Origin of the sequence: Bacillus cereus group sp. MYBK222-1 (assembly GCF_051916425.1) — a bacterium.
GTDB classification, from domain to species: domain Bacteria; phylum Bacillota; class Bacilli; order Bacillales; family Bacillaceae_G; genus Bacillus_A; species Bacillus_A paranthracis.
Window position 1 is genome coordinate 706,064 of the sequence record NZ_JBQAGP010000001.1, and the last position, 24,111, is coordinate 730,174.

A 24,111-nucleotide genomic window follows, 5' to 3' on the forward strand; every position below is an offset into this window, starting at 1 on the left:
AGTGAACTTGATGCAGATACACATTTTTATGTAATGAGTTCTGGAACTCGTAAAGAAAAAAGAGATGATATATATTTTTCGAAAAGCGTTTGAAACCTTGAAAAGATTCTTATTTATATCCACAGATATAAATAAGAATAAAGTGAACATAATTAATTTACAACACAAGTTAGATTTAGAAATTTTCGTTTTTTTAAGAATAATAGTACATAAAAAAGAGAAACAAAAGAAAGTAATTGAAATGTTTTCTTTTGTTTCTTGTTATATTTTTTGGTTGGATAATTTTTCTTCTAACTCTTTAATAAGTTGTGAGGGATTAATTTTTAAGGCTTTAGATAGTGCAAATACTGTGTTTATTGTCGGTTTTCTTTTTCCTCTTTCTAAAAGGCTAATATAGGTCCGGTCTAATTCAGAGTTAAACGCTAATTCTTCTTGGCTCATTTTTGAGTTAAGACGATATTCCTGCAAGACAGTACCAAAAGTTTGTTCAATACTCAAGAAACCACTCTCCCAATCTTTATACAATAATTGTGGGAGAGTGATTTCTTTAACTCTACAGACTATAGTCTGCAAGTAAGAGGACTATTGTCTGTAGAGTTAAAGAAAAATAGTATAGAGGTTAGTGTTAAATTAGTTAGTATGGAAAAGAATAGAGTCCCTTTAATAATGAATCAGAGTAAATATACAAATTAAGGTAGTGTTACAAGTATATTTTTTAACTCCTAATCATGCAGACTATAGTCACAACGAAACTTCTAGTCTATAATGTTATAGTGTGATATTAAAATTAAAGAAGGATGATAATTTAAGTATGGACGGCATCAAGAATAGCATAAGGTTACCTGCAACATTAAAAGAGTATTTATTAACAAGTAATAGAATGGAATCATTATTATGTGAAGAAATTTTATTGGATATTGAGGAAATTTACATTCTTTATAAATCACTTTATGAATTTGATGAATCGGATTTTAGTTTAAATGTGATTAAATCTATTGATAGGTGTAGAGATAGAACGGGATTTTACTTTTATCTAAAGAAAGTATTGGATAGGGAATTAGAAACAATGTCTAAGGGTAATGTGGAACAAAATAATAGTGGTATTGTAATATCAAAGAACTTAATTGATGAACAATTCAAGACGGTTACTAAAGGTTATATCGATTCAATTAACCAAATATACCATGGAGAAGCCAAAATAGATTTAAAATATGCTTATAAAAACTTAGGGAAATTAGAAATACTACATACTCTTTTGGAAGATGAATATTTAAAAGATTTACTGTCTTCGGGGTATAAAATACTAGAAAATTATGAAGGGAAATTAAAGTAATCTAAACTAATCAAAATAGGAAGAGAAGGTATAGGTTAATTTCTACACAAGAACAATGTGTAGAAATTAAGAGAATGTTTTTATATCGGTACTGCTTAATTATTACATATATAATTTAGTACGGAGATTCAATCGAGTTGTATTAATCGGTAGATTGACAAAGGAGCCAGAATTATACTACACAAAGCAAGGCGTCGCATATGCACGAGCATGTGTTGCGGTGAATAGAGGATTTCGAAATAGTTTAGGTGAACAACAAGTAGATTTTATTAATTGTGTCGTATGGCGAAAATCGGCTGAGAATGTAACTGAATATTGTAAGAAGGGCTCACTTGTTGGGATTACAGGGCGTATTCAGACGAGTAATTACGATGATGAACAAGGCAAGAGAATATATAGAACTGAAGTTGTGATTGAGAGTATAACCTTTTTGGAGAGAAGGCGGGAGGGGGCATCGTAATAAGAGGGTCTAGTAACATAGCCCTCTATCACTTTTGATTAATACCTTCCCAAACAACATCTAATTGTTGATTGAGAATATTTTTCGCAATGATTTCATTTCCATGTAGTAGCGAATGCGACATTAGTGTATAAAAATAAGTGCTCATAACAGTAGAAGTGATAATATTTATATCCCATTGACTGTTTAATTTTCCTGCCTCTTTCGCTTCTGTAATAATTGAAGACAAACCTTCTTGTAGCTGTTGTATACTTTTTAATTCATTTTCTACTAAGTAGTTTGACTTTATAATCTCAAAGACGGCATGCTTCATTAAATCACCATGTCCAGTAAATCGATCCAGTAAATCGCCTAAAACAAGTTTGATTCTTTCTTTTGGATGTTCCACATTTTCGTAAGTTTTTAAACTTTCATTCCATAGCTCAATTTGAGAATCACCTAAAAATAATAATATGTTTTCCTTTTTCGGAAAGTAGTTGAAGAAAGTGCCCTTCGCTATCCCACATGCAGTAGTAATATCTTGAACCGTTACATTTTCGTACCCGCGTTCTTGAAAGAGCTGTACTGCTTTTAGGAATATAAGTTCCTTTAACTCTTTTTTTCTCGTTTCTCTAAGCATTTTATCTACTCCTAACAAAAACAATTATATCTGTTTAAGAGATAATCTCAAATAGAATCTTACGTCATAATTCTGTTTATAGTTTTCATTATAGTTACATGTTATAAATGAAAACTATATAGTTCATGTGTTTGCTTTTCAGAAACCCATTTTGGCATACGTTTCATTACTTCGTTTCTTACTATAGTTAAAGGTTTACTTTCTATTTGTGCCATTTTTCCAACTTTCCATGCAGTATTTGAGATTTTTTCAATTCTATCTCGTCGTTTTTGTTCGTATTCTAAAAATGCTTGACGATAATGAGCATTATTTTTAATGCATTCAGCCAGAATAATCGCATCTTCAATTGCTTGGCAAGCACCTTGGCCTAAATTCGGAGTAAGTGCATGGGCAGCATCCCCAATGAATACGATGCGTTTGTCAAAAAACTGTTTCATTGGAGTGATGTCTATAATATCACGATGAATCATATCAATGTCCGATGCGTTCTTTAAAATAGATGGGATTGGATTATGGTAAGTTTTGAAATGATTATATAAATCTGTTGTTGTGTAAGCTTTGTATTTTTGATCTCTAGCTTTCGCGTTTATGAGCGCATACCAGTATACTTCGTTGTTAGGAAGAGGGACGATACCAAATCTACCGTTTGTTCCCCAAGTTTCAATAAAATCATTTGTTAAAGAAAGATTATTAGCAGGAGTTACGCCGCGCCAACACGTATATCCTGCATAACGATAATTATCGCCTTGTGTTACTTGCTTTCGAATGACAGAATGAATACCATCAGCCGCAATGAGTATATTACCGAGTGCTTCACTACCATCTTGAAATACTATCTTTAAGGCGCTTGCTTCATTCTGTTCTATTTTTACGCATTCTTTTCCCCACTTGACAGTATCTTCTTTTAGTTCAGAAAGTAGTAATTGGTGTAAATCTTTTCTATGAATGGAGTACATTTTTGGATAGCAAGTTGGAATAATTAACTTATTGAAAGTAGTACCTTTTTCGGATACAAGGTTAAAACCGTCACTTTCGTTGCCGAATTTTTTGATTTTCTTAGAAATGCCGTATAGTTCAAGTGCTTGCATTGCGTTTGGGGCAATGATAATACCTGCACCAGCAACAGTAGGCTCATTGTTTTTATCATATACTTTTACTTCTATTCCTATTTTTTGTAAGGAAATTGCTGCGCAAAGTCCAGCAATACCGCCACCAATAATTATGACATTGTTCATTTGTTATCACTCCACCTTTGAATGACTTTGTTCATAAAATGACCACGGTCATTTTATGAGTTAAGGTTAATCCCTTTTTATGTAATTGTCAATTATACTTTTAACTATAGTTATGGAATGATTAGGTGAAAATAGAATGAATGAAACTTTCCGGCGATGTAGAAAGGTAAATAGTAAAATTAAGCATCCGAGTAGGAGTATAGCGTGATAACATGTTACAATACAGCTAAGAACATGCAATAAAGGAGAGTTATTTACGTGAAGATTAAAGCAATTGAACCGACGCCAAGTCCAAATACAATGAAAGTTATTTTGAATGAAGTATTACCATCAGGAGCACGTAATAATTATACAAATGAAAATAAAGAACAAGCGCCAATGCAAGTGCAAGAAATTTTGAAAATTGAAGGCATTAAAGGTGTATATCATGTAGCTGACTTTTTAGCAGTGGAGCGAAATGCAAAGTATGACTGGAAAGTGTTATTACAACAAGTTCGTGCTGTTTTTGGCGAAGAAGTAGTGGAAGAAAGTGAAGAACAACAACTTGCTCATTTTGGGGAAGTGAAAGTGTTTGTTCAAATGTTCTTTACAATTCCAATGCAAGTAAAGTTAACAGATGGAACGACGGAAGAACGTGTTGGTTTACCTGACCGTTTTAAAGAATCAATTATGAAAGTGCAAATGTCTGCACCAAACGTTGTAAAAGAACGTAAATGGGTGGAACAAAGTACACGTTACGGTAATTTTGAAGAAATCGGGAAAGAAGTAGTAGAAGAGATTGTTGCTGCTTATCCGGAAGAACGTGTAAATGAAACGGTTAAAGAATTATTAAATCAGGCAGGTGCTGTTGAAGTAACGATTCAAAAGCGTGAGCCATATAAAGTAACAGAAGAGATGATGAAAGATGCTGACTGGAAAAAACGTTTTGCAGCTTTAGAACAAATGGATCCTACTGAAGAAGATATTCCAGTGTTGAAGATGGCGTTAGATGATGAAAAAGTTTCGATTCGCCGTTTAGCAACAGCATATTTAGGTATGGTAAAAGGTGATGAAGTATTACCGTTATTATATAAAGCCTTATTAGATCGCTCTGTAAGTGTTCGTCGTACAGCAGGTGATTGCTTATCAGACGTAGGTGACCCAGCAGCGATGTTCGTTATGATTAAATCTCTGAAAGATCCAAGTAAATTAGTACGATGGCGTGCAGCGATGTTCTTATTTGAACTAGGAGACGAAAGTGCGATTCCAGCATTAAAAGCAGCGCAAGATGATCCAGAGTTTGAAGTAGCAATGCAAGCACGTCTAGCGTTAGAGCGTATTGAAGGCGGAGAAGAAGCAAAAGGTTCTGTATGGAAACAAATGACGGAGTCTCGTAAAGGGGAATAATGTATGATTGTTTTCTATGATAGTTGGTGTCCGATGTGTACGGCGGTTGCAGAACGTACGAAAAAATTAGATAAAAAGGGTAAGGTGAAATTTTTTTCATTTCGAGATGAAGATGTAGTTGAGAAGTATGAACTTTCTCAAGAACTACAAAGTAAGATGGAACAAAGATTGTATATTTTAAAAAATAATAAGTGGTATGACGGCATTCATAGCATATATGTATTAGCAAAGGTCGTTCCATCTTATTGGTTTGCCGTACCTTTTATAAAGCTATCTATCGTACTTGGTTTTGGAAGTAAAGTATACGATTATATCGCTAACAATAGAAAACTTGTCCCAGTTGGACATTGCCGCGAAGGGATTTGTGAAATCCCTACAAAAAAATGAAATCATCGTTATCTTTCTTTTGCACCTATTAATAGAGCGTGATATGATGAATTTGGAATGAAAGTTGAAGGAGAGATTACAAGATGTCAAATGCTTATGAAGAATACATGCGCCAAATGGTAATCCCAATGCGCCAAGAGTTAGTGCGTTCTGGGTTTGAAGAGTTAACTACAGAAGAAGCTGTAACAGAATTTATGGAAAACGTAACAGGTACAACTTTAGTAGTTGTAAACTCTGTTTGTGGTTGTGCAGCTGGTTTAGCACGTCCATCAGCAGGTCAAGCGGTTGTTCGTGCTGAAAAACAACCTGATCATCTTGTAACTGTATTCGCAGGTCAAGATAAAGATGCTACTGCAAAAATGCGTGAATACTTCGGAGAAATTCCTCCGTCTTCACCATCTATGGCATTGTTAAAAGGAAAAGAAGTTGTTCACTTCATTCACCGTCATGAAATTGAAGGTGCAACTATGGACGAAATTATTACGAATTTAGAACAAGCTTTCGAAAAGAATTGCTAAAGAAGGGGGAGAGTAAATCTCCCTCTTTTCTTTATATAGAGGTGAAAAAATGATAGTAACAACAGCAGGAAGAACGAACAAAGAAATGACAGCTTATGCAAACAGGGTAGCAGCAGAATTAAATGCTTCTTTCGTTAAACGTAATGACATACCAGTACATAAGCTGCATGAACAGTATGAACAAGATGTACTTGTCGTAGGGAAGAACCGATTAGCTATTTATCCAAAAGGTACGGAAGAATCGTTTTTCTTTCATCCGAACTCAGCGATGTTTCGTGTGAAAAGGTTAATGCGCGGAGAACATGATCCGTTTGTACAAGCCACGCAATTAGAGAGAGGAATGACAGTGTTAGATTGTACGCTCGGGATGGCATCAGATAGTATTGTAGCTAGTTATATTGTTGGTGAAAGCGGAAAAGTAACAGGACTTGAAGGCAATGAGTATATGGCTTATATTATGGAAAATGGTTTGAAAACATGGTCTTCATCTGTTTCTGAAATTGATGAAGCAATGCAACGAATTGATGTAAAGCAAACGGAGCACTTCGCATTTTTAAAACAATGTGAAGATAATAGCTATGACATCGTTTATCTCGATCCGATGTTTGAAGAAACTGTCATAGAATCTGACGGAATTAAAGGATTAAAACATTTCGCTTTGTATCATGATATTACTGATGAAACAATTGCGGAGGCGAAGCGAGTGGCGAGAAAGCGTGTTGTATTAAAAGATCATTTCCGTAGTTCTAGATTTGAAAAACACAATTTTCACGTATACAAAAGAAAAAGTGCTAAGTTTCACTTTGGTGTAATTGACCCTTGCTAATTGTTTGAAAAGATGTATAATAAGCAATAATTAATTAAATATACTGTCTGTGATGAAGAGAGTAGTCTTTTTTAGAAGGAAAGCGAGCTAGGGATGGTGTGAGCCTAGTGCGGAAGAAAAAGATGAAGCGCACTTCGGAGATGCTTCTTGAACGAATAGTAGAGTAAGCCGAGGCCCCCTGTCCTCGTTATAAACGGGAAAGTGGTTCGTAATGAACAACAAGGGTGGTACCACGGGTTCAAACTCGTCTCTTTTTTAGAGACGAGTTTTTTGTATTTTAAAAATGAAGGAGGTTGTAGCATGGATTATAAAAAGCAGTTTGCAGAAAGTTTATCTAATATTTTTACGAATGAATTAACGCAACAGCAAATTTTAGATTTAATTGAAACACCGAAACAAGATGAATTCGGAGATGCAGCGTTCCCATGCTTTTCATTAGCGAAGCAATATAAAAAAGCACCGGCTATTATTGCAAAGGAAGTTGCACAGAAATTAAGTGATCCGTTTTTTGCGAAAGTAGAGGCTGTTGGTCCTTACGTAAATGTCTTTTTTAATCGTGAAACGGTAAGTGATACAGTATTAAAAACGATTTTAGCGGAGAAAGAAGAGTACGGTCACAATCATTTTGGATATGAAAAAACGGTCGTTATCGATTATTCCTCTCCTAATATCGCAAAGCCATTTTCAATGGGGCATTTACGCTCTACAATGATAGGAAATTCATTGAAACATATCGCTGAAAAATGTGGCTATGAAGTTGTAGGAATTAATTATATTGGAGACTGGGGAACACAGTTTGGAAAGTTAATTACAGCTTATAAAAAATGGGGAAATGAAGCAGTAGTGAAAGAGGATCCAATACGTGAATTATTTAAGTTATATGTTCAATTTCATGAAGAGGTAAAAGACGACGAAGAATTAGAAGAAGAAGGACGCGCTTGGTTTAAGAAATTAGAAGAAGGTGATGAAGAAGCTGTTGAGCTTTGGAATTGGTTCCGCCACGAATCCTTAAAAGAATTTTCTCGTATTTATGAACTTCTCGGTGTGGAATTTACTAATTTTCAAGGAGAAGCTTTTTATAATAATTTAATGGAAGACTTTATTGGGATTTTAGAGGAGCATGATTTGCTTGAAGAGTCAGAAGGCGCATTAGTCGTTAATTTAGAAGAAGAGGGAATGCCGCCTTGCTTAATTAGAAAATCAGATGGTGCGACGATTTATGCAACGCGTGACTTAACAGCAGCACTATATCGTCAAAACACATTTGGTTTTGATAAAGCGTTATATGTAGTTGGCCCGGAACAAAGTTTACACTTCAATCAATTTTTCACTGTATTAAAAAAGTTGGGCTACACTTGGGTTGATGGAATGGAACATGTACCGTTTGGGTTCATTTTAAAAGATGGTAAGAAAATGTCCACACGTAAAGGAAGAGTTATTTTACTCGAAGAAGTACTTGAGGAAGCAATCGAACTTGCAAAACAAAATATTGAAGAGAAAAATCCAAACTTAAAACAAAAAGAAGAAGTAGCAAAGCAAGTCGGTGTAGGCGCAGTTATCTTCCACGATTTAAAAAATGAGCGTATGCACAATATTGAATTCTCATTAGAAAATATGCTGAAATTCGAAGGGGAAACAGGCCCGTACGTACAATACACACATGCACGTGCTTGCTCTATTTTAAGAAAAGAAAGCGTAGAATTTGAAACGTGTACGTTTGCATTAAAAGATGATCATAGCTGGAGCGTTGTAAAATTACTTAATAAATTCCCACAAGTAATTGAAATAGCCTTCAACAAAAATGAACCATCAGTTATTTCGAAATACGTATTAGATGTAGCGCAATCGTTTAATAAATATTACGGGAATGTGCGTATATTAGAAGAGAGTGAAGAGAAAGACAGTAGACTGGCATTAGTGTATGCTGTGACGGTTGTATTAAAAGAGGGATTACGTTTACTTGGGGTGGAGGCACCTGAGGAGATGTAGCATAGTAATAAACTGACAAACTGGGTTTAGTATATAAACCTGGTTTGTTTTTTATTTGGATATATAATTAATTTTCAAAATCAATTAAAATCTTTTTAGAGAGGAGGATTTATATTGATTCGAAATATGATTTTACAAATTCCTTGTCATAGAAGATCAGATAGAAGTTTTCTTAAACTACAAAAATACATACCTTTATGTGCGCGTTGTACAGGCATGCTTATCGGTATATTAATGTTTCCAATTTATTTTTATATAACACTTTCATTTCTTTTTGCAATTATACTATCATTTTCTGCTCAAATTCCGTTACTTATTGATGGATTTACCCAAAAGTGGAAATGGAGAAGTAGCACAAATTTACTAAGAGTAACTACTGGTGTATTAAGCGGTAATGGTATGGGGTTATTTATTTCATCAAGTGTTATTTGGATATTATCTTAAGGTATATAGTAACGGAGGTATTTACATAGATGTTCTGGTTTTACTTAATTCTAATTTTTATTTCAGGTGGAAGTGGAATTGGTTTTATGATTCAAAATAAGTATACAGAAGCAATAATAGCTTTTACTATTTGTATACTATTGTTTGGGCTACTGTATTATTATCTTAAGAGAAACAAAAGAAAGAGAAAAGCAGATTGTGGCGATTTAGATTGTACGGATTGTTTTGATTGTGATTGTACTTGTTAAATTTTTCTTCCAAATAAAAAGCTAGTGTATTTTTAATAATACACTAGCTTTTTGCTTTGAAATTTTAAGAAAAGTGTAGGAATACGACTATTATATAGAGAACTTTAGTTTTGTATATAAAAGGAGGCGTTAGACGTTGGAAACGTATGATTGGAACAGTAAACTAACTTATTTAAAAAATACAAGAGATTTATATTACAATGACGATTATGTAAGCTTTTTAGTAAATACAGTTTGGAGAATCACTAAGCCAGTACATATCGTTGATTACGGTTGTGGATATGGTTATTTAGGCTTAATATTAATGCCATTACTTCCAAAAGGATCAAAGTATACAGGCATTGATAGCGGGGGAACATTAATAGCGGAAGCGAGAGAGTTGTTTCGTTTACTTCCGTATGATTCAGAATTTCTTGAAGGAGATGCTACAGAAATTGAACTGAACGATAAATACGATATAGCAATCTGTCATGCTTTCTTATTACATATGACTACTCCAGAAACAATGCTACAAAAAATGATACATTCAGTTAAAAAGGGCGGAAAAATAATCTGTTTTGAACCACATTGGATATCAAATATGTCTTCATACTTTTTAGATGGGGAGAATCAATCGGAATTTATTAGGTTAGGCACTTTGCAGAAGTTATTTGAAAATGACACACAGAGAAGCGGAAAAGATGGAAATATTGGTATGAAAATACCGATATATTTAAGTGAATTAGGCGTGGAAAATATTGAATGTAGAGTAAGTGATAAAGTGAACTTTTTAGATTCTAATATGCACCATCATGGTAAAGCGAAGTTGTATCATTCATTAAAGGAAGAGGGGATTGCGGGGAATCCAGGTGATAAACAGCAATTTATAGGACGTTTAATAGACAGAGGATTAACATATGATGATGCGCTAGCTCAATATGAAGCTGAACTACGATTTTTTAAAGCATTTCATATACATTCTTCATTAGTGTACGCTCCGAATATGAAAATTACATTTGGTGAAATAGTATGTTAATAGGTAGTAATACGATGAAACATGTCGCTGAATGTCGATAAGTCGATATTCGACATATAATCGCTGATATATTTGAATTATCGCCGATATAATTTCATGTACTGATTTCAGCTATATAAAAATAAGATCCACATGTTACGTTATTCCATATAATCAAACAAAATACAGAGAAAAACAATCATTTTTACTATATTTTGTTATAAATTCGAATAATATTAAATAATACTATCCATTATAGGAGATTTTAGTTGAATACATACAATATGATGTGTAAAATCTAAGCAAGTAGCAGTATAAATAAATATTCGAGGTGAATACATGCTAGATTTTAAGCAGTTAGATGCTTGTTTGAAAGACAAGAGATTTATAGATGGATTACAGGAAATAAATAATGAAATTTCATATATAAAAGAAAAGAATACTTTATCTTATGTAAAGAATTGGCTTGCTAATATTCCTTCACATAAGGAGTTTGATATATTAATACGTCTTACTGATGAAGGGCTTATGCACCAATACAGTTCATTCCTCATTCGCTACGCCTATAAAAAATTCCCAAATATGAGAACGCTCTCTTTATATTGTGATGAGTTAATTGATGAGCGGAAAATCCTTGAAGCAGAACAGTTGTTAAAAGACTCATTAGAAGAGGTAAATAAAGAAGAAATTGAAGTTGATCTTTTAGCGAAAACATATTTTACTTTAGTACGATGTTTGTTGGAAATGAAACGAAATGAAGAAGCGCTAATCTATATGCAAAAAGCAGAGGAGTACAGTGAACGTGCCGTGTTTGATAAATGGGGATACGTCTATATGCATACAGGTGAATGGGAGAAAGCAGAAGAACAATTGATAGCTGGTATGCAGCATAAAGATTGTGAAGAGTTATCTACCTATTTATTATCACAGTTATATGCGAATAAAGGAGAACAAAAACGTGCATTGCAGCTAATTGATGATGCAATTGTAAAGTTCCCACAAGTACCATATTTTCATTTTGAAAAGATAAAATATGTATTAGATTTAGGGAAGTACGAAGATATGTTATCAGTAATAGATAACATAAATAAACAGCTTCCTTATCATGCGTATAAAGCTTATTTCGTACATTTACGAGCAGAAGCACTGTACAAAATGAATAAACTTGTAGATTTACAACAGTTATTAAAAGAAGAAAAAAGTTTAAAAGGGTCTTTATATCATAATTTAGAAAAAAATCCAGATGGAAAAAAGGTTCACCTGCCGATCGTTCCCATTGTACAAAAGGATAATTATTGTGTGCCGACAAGTTTAGAAATGATGTTGCAATTATGGGGAGAAAAACGTACACAAGATGAAATAGCAGAGTTTATTTTTGATATGACAGGATCGAAGTTTTCAGATACTGTTTCTTATTTAGAAGAATTAGGTTATGAATATCGTTATTTTAAAGGTAATGAAGAGAATTATAAGAGACTGATTGATGAAGGAATTCCTGTTTTATTAAGTATAGATATTGAGCATGCTTCACATGTACAAGTACTAGCTGGATATGATGATACATTGCAGGCCTTTTATGTTCAAGATCCGAACTTTATAGAGCCAGTTATGGTGGAATATAGTAAGTTACAAGAAAAATATCGTTATACAGGTTGTTTAGCAATTACGTTTGTTCCGCAAGAAAAGAAGGAACTACTATCATTTTTAAATGAAGAAGAACATCATTATTTTAAATCTATTTTTTCTTTAACAGATCATTTGGATGAACAAGATAAAGAGGAGATTCATGACTTAGTACAGTTTTTAAAAGGGACGAGTGATAATCCGAATACGTGGTTATATACGGTTAAGCATTTAGATGTTGAAGTAGATAAAGAATTTATTTTATATTGTATAGAAAAGTTAATGGAGAAATTTCCTAACTCAGATTTTGTTAAATTACATGGTGCACAGTGCTTTATTCGCCTGGAAGAGTTAGAAAAATCTGGGCACATGCTTGCGAGTGTTGAGAAGAAAAATAGTCGTGCCTTATATCATTTCATAAACGGAAGGTATGCTTTTGAGCAGGAAAGTTATTTAGAAGCGATTTCAAGTTTTCGTTCCTCATTACAATTAGACGCAGATCAGCCGATTGCTTGGAGTTTCCTTGCGTTATCCTATATGTATATCGATCAATCTGATAAGGCATTGCAGTTTTCTCAAGTTGCTTTAGAACGTAGTCCAGAAAGATTTACTTTAACGAATCACGGGTTAATATTAATAGATTTAGAAAGATATGAAGAAGCGTATGAAATCTTTAACGACCTGTTAAGAGAGTATAAAAATGAGGCACATGTATGGTATGAGCGAGCGAGATGTGCGCATCATTTAGGGAAATTACATTTAGCGATAAAAGGGCTTAAAGTAGCGATTCATTTGGATAGTAATGCACCTTACATTTATACGAAACTTGCAGAAATATACGAATCTGGTCTGAAGGATGAAGAAAGTACGAAAGAAATTTTATTAAAAGGTATTGAGAATTGTGATGATAAGGCACCTCTATATGTAAAACTGGGTGACTATCATTTTCAAAATGATAGCCTGGAAGAAGCAGAATCGTTGTATACTCGTGCTTTAGAAGAAAATCATGATGATGTTTATTCTCACTTCGGACTTACGCAAGTTTATATGGCAAGAGAACAATATAAGGAAGCAAAAGAATATATTCTCGGTATTGAAAAACAAATTGAAAAGAGCCAAGATTTTCTTATGAATGCGGGAATGGTTTTATGGGATGCTGAAGTTGAACTTGGTGGAAGTGAAGAAGGGTTTAAAGTAGCATTGTCTAAGTTAGAGAGTGGTATAAAGCAGAGCGAATATAATGTAGCAAGCGCGTTAGATGAATATGTGAATCGAATTAAAGGAACGGTATTTGTGCAGCGAGGTATAGCATTCTTAAGAACGTTACAAAAAGAAAGAAATGAAGTAAGTGAATATGGTTGTTATACAGGTATTTTATATGAATCTATCGGACAGTATGGCCAAGCGATGAAAAGATATAAAAGGGCGATAGAACAAAAGGAAACGGCATTACCGTATTACCGAATTGGTGAAACACTTATGGCATTAGGACAATTGACGGAAGCAAAACAGGCATATGAAACATGTTTAGAGCTTGATGGGAATTTCGTCGGTGTACATTTACAGCTTGCGGAAATATATGAAAAAGAAGAAAATCGTTCTAAAGAACAAAGTCATATGGTTCAGGCGATGAAAGAAGAGCCGCTGCATATTAATATGGAATATTTGGCGCAGCTTTCAGTAGAAATGAATCTTCAGAAAGAGTTGCTGACTGAACTAGAACAATTAGTGGACGAAGTGCCTGAAATATGGCGATTAGATGCGATTGCATATGTGTATGGAGCGATGGATGAAATAGATAAAGAACAAGCACAGATTGAAGAGGCACTACGATTAGATAGTGAGCATACAGAAGTTTTATATCATTATGCAAAAGTATTAGTGAAAAATAGAAATGCAAAAGCAATTGAAATTGCAATGAAGGTTATACAAAAAGATGTAAATAATGAACGTATATTTGATGTATATGTAAAAGCGATAGAACAACATAAGAAATGGTCTAACATACGAGATTTTCTTCACATATTAAAAGTCAAAAAGGCAGAAAGAAGTATGGCGTTTATGTACGCTGCATCTGCAGTTACAGAAAGATGGATTGAACGTCAACAAAATGAACAGCCGAAGAAATCCATATTTACGAGAGCTCTTTATCGTATGAAAAACCGTGCGAAAGAAATTTCGATTATTACTACAATCATTGATTTATATGAAATTTCGTTACAGTTAAATCCGAAAAATAGTATGGCAGCGCAGCGATTTGCGCTATTTTATGAGAATGTAGAGATGAATAGAGAAGCAATAGAGATTCTGCACACGTCACTAGAAAATAAATGGGATTATGAAGTAGCGAAGCAACTTGTAAATCTTTTCGTTGAGTGCGAGGAAGAAGGTATGTTAAGAGATGCTATGGAATTAACGAAGCAAATGGTTCGAGAGTTACCAGATGATTACGATACTCTTCTTCTTCAGGCACAAGTATTCTTTAAAGCAGGAGAAGAAAGAAAAGCAGAAAAGATTACTTTACAATTAACGGAGCAAACACCATTTGTAAGTAGAGCATTTCTTGCTTTAGGAGAAATATATCAAAGTCAAGAGAGGTTTGAAGAGGCAATTCACGTATTAGAAAATGCTTCTATCCATCATCCGAATGAAACAGCAATTCTTCTTTCTTTAGCATCTTCATATCATGGTGCTGGCCAAACGATAAAGGCAGAAAAAATAACAAATGAAGTAGTAACAATGGATGCGAGTGATTTGTTAGCAAGATATGATCGTGCTTGTTATTTAGCACAGTTAAACAGGAATGAAGAGGCGAAGGAAGAGCTTGAAATTGTACTTCGTGAGGATGAGTCGGGATTTTTCGCTGAACTTATCGAGGATGATGAAAATTTAGCAGCACTGCGAGAATTTGAAAAGTAATTGTATAAGAATAGTGAAAAAAGGGCATAATTAAATATATATTTCGAATTAGTTGACAATTGATTACCAAATGGCATAAAATAGCTTTTAACAAAGTATACAAATCTGAAGACGAGAAAGAGTAAAATAGTGTACTGTTCCCCAGAGAGCCGGTATGTTGCTGAAAGCCGGTGTGCAGACGTTATTTGAAAATCATCTCCGAGGAGCCGAGGCTGAAAATGAGTAAGCTCGGACGGATGTCTACCGTTACAAAGAACACGTATGATAGTACGTTGCTAAGTGCTATTAGTGAAGAGCTAATAGAATTAGGGTGGTATCGCGGGTAAACCCGTCCCTATTTTATAGGGACGGGTTTTTTGTGTGCTTTAAAACATTCAAAAGGAGTGATTGTAGATGAAGAAAGTAGATGTAAAAGAGTCAGCTGTAGGGAGAGAAACACGTATTCGTAAACAGTGGAACGAGCAGAGCATTTTCGAACAATCAATTCAGAATCGAGAAGGCGCACAATCTTTTGTGTTTTATGAAGGACCACCAACGGCGAACGGACTACCACATGTAGGTCATGCACTTGGACGAACAATTAAAGATGTAGTAGCAAGATATAAAACGATGTCTGGTTATAAAGTATTAAGAAAAGCGGGATGGGATACACACGGTTTACCTGTAGAATTAGGTGTTGAGAAACAACTTGGTATTTCTGGTAAACATGAAATCGAAGAGTATGGAATTGAACCATTTATTAAGAAGTGTAAAGAGAGTGTATTCACATATGAGAAGCAGTGGCGTGAATTCACTGAAAGTATCGGTTATTGGGTAGATATGGATGATCCATACGTTACGTTAGAGAATCCATATATCGAAAGTGTATGGCATATTTTAGGGACGATTCATGAAAAAGGATTATTGTATAAAGGGCATAGAGTTTCACCATATTGCCCAAGTTGTCAAACTTCACTAAGTTCACATGAGGTTGCCCAAGGGTATAAAACAGTAAAAGATTTAAGTGCAACAGTTAAGTTTAAAGTGAAAGATAGTGACAATGAATACTTCCTAGGTTGGACGACAACACCTTGGACACTTCCAGCAAATGTTGCACTCGCTGTACATCCAAATATGGAATACGTGAAAGCGAAACAAGAAGGTCATGTATACATTGTTGCGAAAGAACGTGTACGAGATGTATTAAAAGAAAACTATGAAGTATTATCTGTTCATAAAGGAGAAGAATTATTAAATACTTCTTATACAGCACCGTTTCCGATGAAAGAAGTTACAAATGGGTACCGCGTTATCGGAGCAGATTTTGTAACGGCAGATAGTGGTACAGGACTCGTTCATATTGCTCCAGCATATGGAGAGGACGATTATAGAGTCGTTCAAAGTGAAGGGTTGTCATTCTTACATGTTGTAGATGAGAAAGGTGAATATACAGAAGCAGTACCATTTTTGAAAGGTAAATTTGTAAAAGATTGTGACGTAGATATCGTTCGTTATTTAGCGAAGGAAGATTTACTTTATCATAAAGAAAAGTATGAGCATAGTTACCCACATTGTTGGCGCTGTGATTCACCACTTCTTTATTATGCAGGTGAAAGTTGGTTAATCCGAACGACTGCAATTAAAGATACATTTTTACAAAACAACGATACTGTTACTTGGTATCCAGATCATATGAAACATGGACGATTTGGTAAGTTTTTAGAAAACATGGTGGACTGGAATATTAGCCGAAATAGATATTGGGGAACACCATTAAACGTATGGGAATGTGAAAGTTGCGATCATCAATTCGCACCGAAAAGCATTGCTGATTTAAGAAAGCATAGTATGAAAGAGACACCTGAAGACTTAGAATTGCATAAGCCGTATGTAGATGAAGTGCAAGTTTGCTGCGAAAAATGCGGAAGTACAATGAATCGCACACCAGAAGTAATTGATGTTTGGTTTGATAGTGGTTCGATGCCATTTGCGCAATATCATTATCCGTTTGAAAATAAAGAGTTATTTGAAGAACAGTTTCCAGCAGATGTAATTGCAGAAGGAATTGATCAAACACGCGGCTGGTTTTATAGTTTATTAGCTGTATCAGCACTATATACTGGAAAAGTACCGTATAAACGAGTGCTATCACTAGGGCATGTTCTAGACGAGGAAGGACAGAAAATGTCTAAAAGTAAAGGGAATGCACTAGATCCAGTTGATTTAGTAGAGAAGTTTGGTGCTGATGCTTTAAGATGGGCTTTACTCGTTGACAGTGCTCCGTGGAATGCGAAGCGTTTTTCTGAAAGAACAGTATTAGAAGCAAAATCTAAATTTGTAGATACATTAGTCAATGTGTATAGCTTCTACGTTTTATATGCAAATTTAGATGAGTATAATCCGAACGAAACGTATGACGTAAAGCGGACGAAATTGGATGAATGGGTATTATCAAGATTGCATAGCACAACGAAAAAAGTGAGAACTGCACTTGATGATTATCAATTTACGAATGCAGCTCGTGAAATCGCGACGCTTGTAGATGAAGTAAGTAACTGGTACGTAAGACGATCACGTAATCGTTTCTGGGAATCTGGTATGAATGCTGAAAAAGCAGCTGCGTATGAGACACTTCATGAAGTGCTTGTAACAATTAGTAAACTAATTGCACCATTTACACCGTTTGTCGCTGAAGATATTCATTTGAATTTAACTGGAAGTAGCGTTCATTTAGAGGATTATCCAGTTGTAAATGAATCACTACTTCAGCCGAAATTAGAAGCGGAAATGGATGCAGTTTTACAAGTTGTTGAACTTGGAAGAAGTAATCGTAATCAACATTCTTTAAAAGTAAAACAGCCGTTAGCGGAACTTGTATTACTTGAGCATAATGAAAATGATATGGATTGGGAATCTTACCGTGATATCGTTATGGATGAGTTAAATGTGAAGGCGTTCCATGTTGAACTCGATGAAACGAAATACACATCTTATCAATTAAAGCTGAATTTTAAAACGGCTGGGCCGAAGTTCGGTAAAAATGTGAATGCAGTAAATGGCTGGCTAAAACAATTATCACAAGACGAGGTACAAAACTTTGTCTCTACAGAAAGAGCAGTTTACGAAGTAGCATCAGGAGAAGAAATAGTTGTAACGACTGAAGATGTATTAGTAGAGAAAGTTGCGAAATCTGGATTCTCTAATACAACTAACGGACAATATACAGTAATGTTAGATACGAATGTAACGGAAGAATTGCTACAAGAAGGGGTAGCACGTGAATTCATTCGCGCCGTTCAAGAATATCGTAAGCAGTTGAATTTACCTGTTAATTTACGAGTAGATGTAATTCTTGATACAGAGGAAGAACTACAGCAAACGTTAACGAATCATAAAGAGTTGTTGGAAGAAAACTTACTCGTTAAACAATTTACATTTGGTCACTTAACGAATAAAGACGATGAAATTTCTTTAGGTGAGACAAAAGTCCGCATTAAATTAAGCTCAGTTAATTAAAGAAAAGGAAGTTGGAATGATTCCAACTTCCTTTTTGTATGATGGAAATTTATCCGGCTATTTTCTGCATAATACATTCGATAGGACCTCTAGAAAAATTCTTTCTCCATAACACGCTAATTAAAATGCTGTTAAAATTTATTTCTACAGTATTGTTTTCGCTTTACACATAAATATTGAGAAAATTTCACTCCCCCTAAATGGAAAGGTAATAGAATTGTTCATAGAGAATTACTCGTAGATTCAATTTTTATTCCCCCCATTTTATGGGGAATGATTGCCTAGTGGTAATGGGATAAGGTTGAGCTACTTTATTAGGGGGAGTGGTTCTATGTTTAATAAAAAAATGGTGGCAATGGCAATGACTGTGCCGTTAGTAATGGGGACAATTTCTACAGTTTCGGCATTGGAAAAACAACAGCAAGTAAAGCTAGAAGCTTATTCGCCGCAGAAAAAAGCAACAGAATATTTAAAAGAAAATGCTGCGCAGTATGGATTAAAAGCAGACCTTTCAGACTTACAATATATTTCTACAACAGAAACGTCAGTAGCTTCATATGTTAGGTTCCAACAAATTGTGAATGGTGCGCCTGTATTTTCAAAACAAATTACAGTTACTCTTAACGGAGAGGGAAAGGGAGTACTTGCTGTTTCTGATTATCAATCTGTTAAAGGTGTGAAGGAAGCTACTACAAAAATTAGTGAAAAAGATGCAATACAAAAATCAATGGCGTATGTTGGAGAAGTAAGTGAACAAAACTTATGGGCTCCTACAGAGAAAGAATTTGGATATATTGTTGAAGAAGGAATTGCTCGTCCAGTATATAAAGTTGTAGTCCATTCTAATAATCCATTTGGTGCATGGGAAACATTTGTTGATGCAGAAAATGGAAAGTTAATTAAAAAGGTTGATATAAACCGTAAAGCAGAAGGATCAGGAAAAGTATTTTTACCTAACCCAGTCGTATCTAGCGGTAGTAAAGTAGGTTTAAAAGATAACAATGATGCAGATTCAACAGCATTAACGAACCAATTAAAGACTGTTACGTTAAAAGGTTTAGATGGGACAGGATTTTTAATTGGAGAGTATGTAACGATTTCCTCAAAAGCAAAAACGAAATCTACAAACTTACAATTTAACTATACACGTGCAAATGATAGCTTTGAAGATGTGATGTCGTATTATCATATCGATACTTTACAACGTTACATTCAAAGTCTAGGTTTTAAAAATATTAATAATCGCTCTATTAAAGTGAATGTAAATGGAACGACGGCGGACAACTCGTTTTATTCTCCGACAACGAAAGCTTTAACCTTTGGTACTGGTGGAGTAGATGATGCAGAAGATGCAGGTATTATCGCACATGAATATGGACATTCAATTCAAGATAACCAAGTTCCTGGCTTCGGTAGTTCTGCAGAAGGTGGAGCGATGGGAGAAGGGTTTGGTGATTTCTTAGGTGCTACGTATGAAGATGCAGTATCGACAACAGGCTACGGAAAAGCATGTGTTGGAGAATGGGATGCGACTGCTTATTCTAGTTCAGATCCGACGTGCTTACGCCGATTAGATAATAATAAAGTGTATCCGAAAGATATTACGAATGAAGTACATGATGATGGAGAAATTTGGGCTCAAGGACAATATGAGATGGCGCAAGCATTTGGTCGTGATGTTGCAACGAAAATTATTTTACAATCGCACTGGTCGTTAACACCAAACTCTAAATTCAGTGATGGAGCGAAAGCGATTAAGCAAGCGGATGCTCTTTTATATGGCGGACAACATGCTGCGGATATCGATCGTATTTGGGCAGCGAGAGGAATTAGTACGAATTAATATAAAAAGTCGTGGCATGTATAAGCCACGACTTTTTAATTTGCTTTAGAACTGGTACTAGTAAAGTAAGCTATATAGATGATAATGTGAATTTATTCGCATTCCATTTATTTTTTTTCATCTTTAAAAACAAAATGCTCTTTAAATTTTCTAGATTCAACTTTTTGACCATTTCGCATCGATCGGAAAGGGTGTTCTTGCCAAGTAATCATTACATCAACTTCATCCGCTTTTGTAGCAACTGGAAAATTAGCATGTTCAAATCCAGTTTTTCCACTTGCTAAACGACTTTCCTTTAGAGAAAAGAGTTCATATTTCGTTTTTGTTTTTGGTTCGTTGCGGAATACTTCGACTTGTACGTTATATACTTCACTGTTTCCAACATTTTTTACTGAAAATTGATAAGTTTGGAATTCATCTTTTTTAGCTTGAAGCTTTTTTTTGTTTACTTTTTTCGGTTCAGCAATATTCACTTGCCATTGATCAGAGTTTTGAGAGATAGGTAAAGATTTTGGTGAATAGGCGTACGTTTCGTTTACTACAATTAGGCAAAACAATAGGAGAAAGAAACTAATCACTTTTTGCATATACACACCTCGCTATAAAATTTTTATTAATATGTGTAAATAAAACAGTAAATATGTAATTTAATGGAAAAAGGTGATACTTTGATTCAAATGAATTTGAAAAAACTTGAAGAAGTAATAGATGGAGAAGGGTTATACGAATCATTTCATCATTTAGAAATACATGGTGTCTGTATAGATTCCAAAAACATGAAAGAAGGAAATTTATTTGTTCCAATCATTAGGGTGAAAGATGGGCATGAGTATGTGAAAGAAGCAATGGATAATGGAGCTGTCGCTTCCTTATGGAAAAAGTCTTACGGTACTCCGCCAAAAGGGATTCCAATTATATTTGTGGATGACACTTTGTTTGCTTTGCAACAATTGGCACAATTTTATCGAAGAGAGATAAATGTAAAAGTAATAGGAATTACAGGTAGTAATGGCAAGACTACGGTAAAAGATATAATAGGAAGCATTTTAAGTTCAACTTATAGAGTGCATAAAACAAAAGGTAATTTTAATAGTCAAATCGGTTTGCCGTTAACAATTTTAGAAATGGAACGAAATACTGAGTTCTTAATACTTGAAATGGGAATGAGTGAAAAAGGACAAATTCGAAATTTATCACGAATCGCACAGCCAGATGTAGCGATTATTACAATGATTGGACAGTCACATCTAGAGACGCTTGGATCAAGAGAAGAGATTGCGAAGGCTAAATTTGAAATTGTAGACGGATTACATGACGGTGGACTGTTCTTATATAATGGTGATGAGCCATTACTTTCTCAACATATTAATACGCTAGGTATAGAAAGTAAGTCATTTGGTGGAAAGTATACAAATGATTTGTTTCCAACGAACGTACAATTAGATGAATATGGTGTTCATTTTAAATTAAATCATACAAAAATACAGTACGATGTTCCCTTACATGGAAAACATAATATTTTTAATACGATTGTCGGAATCGCTGTAGGTCAATTTTACAAAGTCCCTATAGAAAAAATACAAGAAGCATTGCAACAAATAAATATTACACAAATGCGCTTTCAGTTTTTAACCGCTAAAACAGGTTTTACAATTATTAACGATGCATGGAACGCCAGTCCTTCCTCCATGAAGGCTGCAATTGAAACGTTACAGAAGTTAAATGCCTATAAGAAAAAAATGATAGTGATTGGGGATATGTTGGAGTTAGGGAAGAACGGTGAAACATATCATAGAGAAATTGGTAAAATGTTAAATGAAGAGAGTATTCAATATGTATTTACGTATGGAGAGTTAGCCGAAATTGTAGCGGAAGAAGCAAGAAAGAACTATCATGCAGGAAAAGTACAATCATTTGATAATAAAGCCGAGATAGCAGAGGAAGTATTAAAAGTAATAACGAAAAAGGATGTTGTTTTACTGAAAGGTTCACGTGGAATGGCTTTAGAGGAAATTGTACAAAACTGGATGTGAAAAATTAAAATATATTTAAAAGTGCTTGCATTTTATAGTGTGAAGAGATAGAATACTCTGTAAATATAAAAAGTGATGATTAGGAAAAGTACATGATGCAAAGGTCTACAGAGAGCAATCGGTTGCTGAGAAGATTGCGATACCGCATGATGGAAAGACACCTGTGAGTGTTGCTTTGAACGTGATAATTAGTAAAAGCAAACGGTACCTACCGTTATCAGGACTAAGATGGTCATTATGACAATTTGGGTGGTACCGCGGAAAAATCCGTCCCTATTTATAGGGGCGGATTTTTGTATTCTTTTAAGGGAGGTGAGTGACCGTGGATGATGACGATGACAACAACAATATCGTAAATAACTATAAAATTACCGGAGGGAAAAATAATGGAGTCAATAATGAAGCGTTCACTCACAAAAGAATGTACAAAGCAAGGCGGAAAAGTTGTATTACTTCAAGGGTGGGTAAAAAAGATTCGTCATCTTGGAAATGTTAGTTTTTTATTATTACGGGACAGAACAGGGGTAATTCAATGTGTATTAGAAAATGAATTAGCTGGATATAAAGTTGATGTAGAAAGTGTCGTCCATGTAATCGGCGAGATAGTCGAAACAACGAAAACAGAATTGGGTGTTGAATTACTTGCGCATGAAGTGAAAGTAATAAACGGTGCAGAACCACTTCCATTTGAAATAAATAAAAAGAAGTTACAAGTTGGCTTAGATCAACTACTGAATGAACGGGTATTATCATTAAGACATGAGCGAACCGCTGCTATATTTAAAGTGAAATCTACGCTCGTCCAGAGCTTTAGTGAATTCCTTATAGAGAACGATTTCACACGTATATTTACTCCAAAAATTGTTTCGCAAGGGGCAGAAGGAGGAGCAAATGTTTTTAAGCTTCCATACTTCCAAAAAGAAGCGTATTTAGCTCAATCACCACAGTTTTACAAGCAAATGATGGTAGCGGGAGGATTAGAACGTGTTTTTGAAATTGCACCTGTATATAGAGCGGAACATCACAATTCTTCCCGTCATTTAAATGAATATATATCGTTAGACGTAGAGATTGGCTTTATAAATGATTTTCATGAAGTGATGCAATTAGAAACGGATGTATTACGATATATGTTTCAACAAGTAGCAAAAAACTGTGAGAAAGAACTACAACTATTACAAATAGAAGTACCTGTCATTACAGAAATACCGAAAATCACATTGTTAGAAGCGCAAGAAATTTTGAAAAGTAAGTATCGGAAAGAATCGCCAATTGGGGATTTAGATACAGAAGGTGAGAAGTTACTAGGGAAATATGTGAGGGAAACATATAAGAGTGAGTTTGTTTTCATTACACATTATCCGAAAGAAGCGAGACCGATGTATACGATGCCGAATAAAGAGAATCCAGCTATAACTGATTCGTTCGACTTACTATATAAAGGATTAGAAATAACATCAGGAGCACAACGAATTCATAATTATGAAATGTTACTCGCTTCGTTTAACGAAAAAGGATTACATCCCGATAAATTTCAATCGTATTTAAATACATTTCGATACGGTTGTCCTCCGCACGGTGGTTTTGGAATTGGGTTAGAGAGAGTTGTATATAAACTATTAGAATTAACAAATGTACGAGAAGCGAGTGCTTTTCCGAGAGATTGTACTCGTCTTATACCATAATTTTAAACCCCTTCTATATTACAGAAGGGGTTTATGTATTTCAACATATGTTAAAAGGAATAATAGTTTTTTTG

The 24,111-nt window shown here is 34.6% G+C and carries 19 protein-coding genes and 3 other annotated features; of the genes, 15 read left to right on the forward strand and 4 right to left on the reverse strand.

The annotated features are described in order from the left end of the window. Positions 1 to 261: 261 nt before the first annotated feature. Positions 262 to 498 (reverse strand): helix-turn-helix domain-containing protein, encoded by a 237-nt coding sequence (locus ACTFR9_RS03605; RefSeq protein WP_000021281.1) that lies wholly within the window; start codon positions 496 to 498, stop codon positions 262 to 264. A 313-nt stretch (positions 499 to 811) separates the two neighbouring features. Here ACTFR9_RS03605 and ACTFR9_RS03610 point away from each other — a divergent pair, with 313 nt between their 5' ends. Both ACTFR9_RS03610 and ACTFR9_RS03615 read left to right on the forward strand, forming a co-directional pair. Continuing rightward, positions 812 to 1,333, forward strand: coding sequence for a hypothetical protein (locus ACTFR9_RS03610; protein WP_000348701.1), 522 nt, complete (start codon positions 812 to 814; stop codon positions 1,331 to 1,333). Between the two features lie 106 nt (positions 1,334 to 1,439). Next, on the forward strand, positions 1,440 to 1,793 hold the full coding sequence (locus tag ACTFR9_RS03615; RefSeq protein WP_229136430.1) for a single-stranded DNA-binding protein: 354 nt from the start codon (positions 1,440 to 1,442) through the stop codon (positions 1,791 to 1,793). Between the two features lie 28 nt (positions 1,794 to 1,821). Here the strand turns inward: ACTFR9_RS03615 and ACTFR9_RS03620 are convergent, their stop codons facing one another. Beyond that, positions 1,822 to 2,412, reverse strand: coding sequence for a TetR/AcrR family transcriptional regulator (locus ACTFR9_RS03620; RefSeq protein ID WP_000943173.1), 591 nt, complete (start codon positions 2,410 to 2,412; stop codon positions 1,822 to 1,824). Positions 2,413 to 2,513: 101 nt separating this feature from the next. Beyond that, a complete protein-coding gene (locus tag ACTFR9_RS03625) occupies positions 2,514 to 3,647 on the reverse strand; it encodes an FAD-dependent monooxygenase (protein WP_001066845.1) in 1,134 nt (377 codons plus the stop codon). A 258-nt stretch (positions 3,648 to 3,905) separates the two neighbouring features. Between ACTFR9_RS03625 and ACTFR9_RS03630 the strand changes: the two genes are divergently transcribed. From ACTFR9_RS03630 to ACTFR9_RS03680, 11 genes are all read left to right on the forward strand, one after another. Further along, complete coding sequence (locus ACTFR9_RS03630) at positions 3,906 to 5,033, forward strand: conserved virulence factor C family protein (RefSeq protein ID WP_000692572.1); 1,128 nt, start codon at positions 3,906 to 3,908, stop codon at positions 5,031 to 5,033. A gap of 3 nt (positions 5,034 to 5,036) precedes the next feature. Then, the gene (locus ACTFR9_RS03635) at positions 5,037 to 5,420 is read left to right on the forward strand and encodes a thiol-disulfide oxidoreductase DCC family protein (protein WP_000634897.1); all 384 of its coding nucleotides are present in this window, start codon (positions 5,037 to 5,039) and stop codon (positions 5,418 to 5,420) included. Between the two features lie 83 nt (positions 5,421 to 5,503). Then, positions 5,504 to 5,938 carry a BrxA/BrxB family bacilliredoxin gene (locus tag ACTFR9_RS03640; protein ID WP_000063713.1) on the forward strand — a complete coding sequence of 145 codons (435 nt, stop codon included), beginning with the start codon at positions 5,504 to 5,506 and terminating at the stop codon, positions 5,936 to 5,938. 49 nt (positions 5,939 to 5,987) lie between these two features. Further along, the gene (locus tag ACTFR9_RS03645; RefSeq protein ID WP_000637441.1) at positions 5,988 to 6,764 is read left to right on the forward strand and encodes a class I SAM-dependent methyltransferase; all 777 of its coding nucleotides are present in this window, start codon (positions 5,988 to 5,990) and stop codon (positions 6,762 to 6,764) included. Between the two features lie 40 nt (positions 6,765 to 6,804). After that, positions 6,805 to 7,019 (forward strand) — a binding site (T-box leader). Between the two features lie 45 nt (positions 7,020 to 7,064). Then, positions 7,065 to 8,753, forward strand: a complete 1,689-nt coding sequence (argS, locus tag ACTFR9_RS03650; RefSeq protein WP_000384853.1) for an arginine--tRNA ligase — start codon at positions 7,065 to 7,067, stop codon at positions 8,751 to 8,753. Between the two features lie 114 nt (positions 8,754 to 8,867). Then, entirely contained in the window at positions 8,868 to 9,197 is a 330-nt protein-coding gene (locus tag ACTFR9_RS03655; RefSeq protein WP_000620803.1) for a DUF2085 domain-containing protein, read from the forward strand. Between the two features lie 29 nt (positions 9,198 to 9,226). Beyond that, a complete protein-coding gene (locus ACTFR9_RS03660) occupies positions 9,227 to 9,445 on the forward strand; it encodes a hypothetical protein (protein WP_000498526.1) in 219 nt (72 codons plus the stop codon). Positions 9,446 to 9,581: 136 nt separating this feature from the next. Further along, positions 9,582 to 10,460 (forward strand): class I SAM-dependent methyltransferase, encoded by an 879-nt coding sequence (locus ACTFR9_RS03665; RefSeq protein WP_000451288.1) that lies wholly within the window; start codon positions 9,582 to 9,584, stop codon positions 10,458 to 10,460. A 318-nt stretch (positions 10,461 to 10,778) separates the two neighbouring features. After that, entirely contained in the window at positions 10,779 to 14,981 is a 4,203-nt protein-coding gene (locus ACTFR9_RS03670) for a tetratricopeptide repeat protein (RefSeq protein ID WP_440048954.1), read from the forward strand. A 99-nt stretch (positions 14,982 to 15,080) separates the two neighbouring features. Beyond that, positions 15,081 to 15,320, forward strand: a binding site (T-box leader). A 54-nt stretch (positions 15,321 to 15,374) separates the two neighbouring features. Continuing rightward, positions 15,375 to 18,476 carry an isoleucine--tRNA ligase gene (gene ileS / locus ACTFR9_RS03675; RefSeq protein WP_000754927.1) on the forward strand — a complete coding sequence of 1,034 codons (3,102 nt, stop codon included), beginning with the start codon at positions 15,375 to 15,377 and terminating at the stop codon, positions 18,474 to 18,476. A 331-nt stretch (positions 18,477 to 18,807) separates the two neighbouring features. Further along, complete coding sequence (locus ACTFR9_RS03680) at positions 18,808 to 20,319, forward strand: M36 family metallopeptidase (protein WP_229136362.1); 1,512 nt, start codon at positions 18,808 to 18,810, stop codon at positions 20,317 to 20,319. Positions 20,320 to 20,426: 107 nt separating this feature from the next. Here ACTFR9_RS03680 and ACTFR9_RS03685 read toward each other — a convergent pair whose 3' ends face one another. Next, positions 20,427 to 20,906 (reverse strand): hypothetical protein, encoded by a 480-nt coding sequence (locus ACTFR9_RS03685; protein ID WP_001174424.1) that lies wholly within the window; start codon positions 20,904 to 20,906, stop codon positions 20,427 to 20,429. Positions 20,907 to 20,969: 63 nt separating this feature from the next. Between ACTFR9_RS03685 and ACTFR9_RS03690 the strand changes: the two genes are divergently transcribed. Together ACTFR9_RS03690 and aspS are read left to right on the forward strand one after the other, a co-directional pair. After that, positions 20,970 to 22,352: a UDP-N-acetylmuramoyl-tripeptide--D-alanyl-D-alanine ligase gene (locus tag ACTFR9_RS03690; RefSeq protein ID WP_002170266.1), complete on the forward strand. Its 1,383-nt coding sequence runs from the start codon at positions 20,970 to 20,972 to the stop codon at positions 22,350 to 22,352. Positions 22,353 to 22,418: 66 nt separating this feature from the next. Continuing rightward, positions 22,419 to 22,630: a binding site (T-box leader), on the forward strand. Between the two features lie 108 nt (positions 22,631 to 22,738). Next, complete coding sequence (gene aspS, locus ACTFR9_RS03695; protein WP_000443907.1) at positions 22,739 to 24,037, forward strand: aspartate--tRNA(Asn) ligase; 1,299 nt, start codon at positions 22,739 to 22,741, stop codon at positions 24,035 to 24,037. Positions 24,038 to 24,111 lie beyond the last annotated feature (74 nt).